This window comes from Desulfobacter curvatus DSM 3379, from assembly GCF_000373985.1.
Lineage (GTDB): Bacteria > Desulfobacterota > Desulfobacteria > Desulfobacterales > Desulfobacteraceae > Desulfobacter > Desulfobacter curvatus.
Map to the genome: position 1 here is coordinate 1 of NZ_KB893039.1, position 1,270 is coordinate 1,270.

At 46.9% G+C, this 1,270-nt stretch carries 2 protein-coding genes; one reads left to right on the top strand and one right to left on the bottom strand.

Going from position 1 to position 1,270, the window contains the following annotated elements; genetic code table 11:
- Positions 1 to 244 (top strand): hypothetical protein (locus B147_RS32435; protein WP_033397183.1); only part of this gene is annotated, 244 nt, incomplete at its 5' end.
- A gap of 316 nt (positions 245 to 560) precedes the next feature.
- Here the strand turns inward: B147_RS32435 and B147_RS0110260 are convergent.
- On the bottom strand, positions 561 to 1,136 hold the full coding sequence (locus B147_RS0110260; RefSeq protein WP_020587114.1) for a hypothetical protein: 576 nt from the start codon (positions 1,134 to 1,136) through the stop codon (positions 561 to 563).
- Positions 1,137 to 1,270: the final 134 nt, after the last annotated feature.

The following is a 1,270-nucleotide window of genomic DNA, read 5'->3' on the forward strand; positions in this document are numbered from 1 at the left end:
TGATTATCAGCGATTACAACAGATTTTGCTGACGTTTAGGTGGGGGATTTTGGGGTGGCCACAAGTGGGGGAGTTTGGGTGGCCATCCGGGAAAACCCCTGACCATAAGTTTTCAAATCAGGGACGGATTGGTTTTGACAATCTGGACGTACACCCGTGGCGTACGATTTCAATCCTGGCGGGACGTGAACCTATACGCACCGCGCTTCCTGACCTGTGGCAGGCTCTTTTGGCCTGCCGTTAACTTATGGACAAGGGTTGCTTGCCCTGGGTGTATCCTGATGTTCGTGGATACAGATGTTATACTGTTTTGAAAGATTTTCGGACCGCTGATTTGGCCCCGACACTGAAAAGGTCTTTCTGGGTTTTCAACCGAAAATAGGATAATAAGCACTAATTTTAATTTGTCAAGATTGTTTGTCTTGGCAAACAGCATTTAGGCGTCTCATTGGTCTGGCAAAACAACGCATTCGAAAAGCGGTGAAAATGCGTTTTCATACGTATGGAAACCGTTTTTTAATCTGCGGAAAGTTGAAGTGTCCGTATACGGACGGGTCCGCTTAGCAGTGCCAATTCTTCCATTTCTTCGGGAAATTCCGCTTGTCTTTCTTGGTTATCCCAGGTTCAAATCCCAGGATTTTTTCATACTCATCCTTCATCTGCTGTCTCAATTTTCCCTCGTATTGCTGGGGCACGATAAAGCTGTCATGCACCGGGAGGGCTGGAATGTTGAGTGCCATCAGATTGGTCAAAATGGCATCCGCAATCCTGCTGTCGATGTTTTGGAGTTCGATGCCTTTACCAGATGCTATATCATCGGAAATGTCAGTGTGGGCCAGTTTTGCCCGGGCTATAAGGCTCCTCAATGATCTGTCGGTAAGGATATCACCTGTAATGCCATCATCAACCAGCGCCTTCCGAATACCTTTGATTGCCTTGGCTTCTGTGGGGGCATTGATGGCCGTAAGCAGTGCTATTTTCTTGATTGAGCGGTCTTCCGGGCCAACAATAATGTTATACGGGTCCTGGGCCAAATCAATGTCTATGCCCCGGAGATGGTACAGCATGACCACATGAAGGGCATCATAATCAAGCTCAACAACAGGTTCACCATTGATGCGGATAAATCCTCGCATATGGCTTGGGATATCAAGGTGGGAAGCACCATAAAACCGGCCTATTCTGCGACAATTATCTTGTCCGGTTGACGACAATTACCTTGACCGGTTTGTCGTGATAAAACCCCAGACACTAAAATTCACTTAATTGG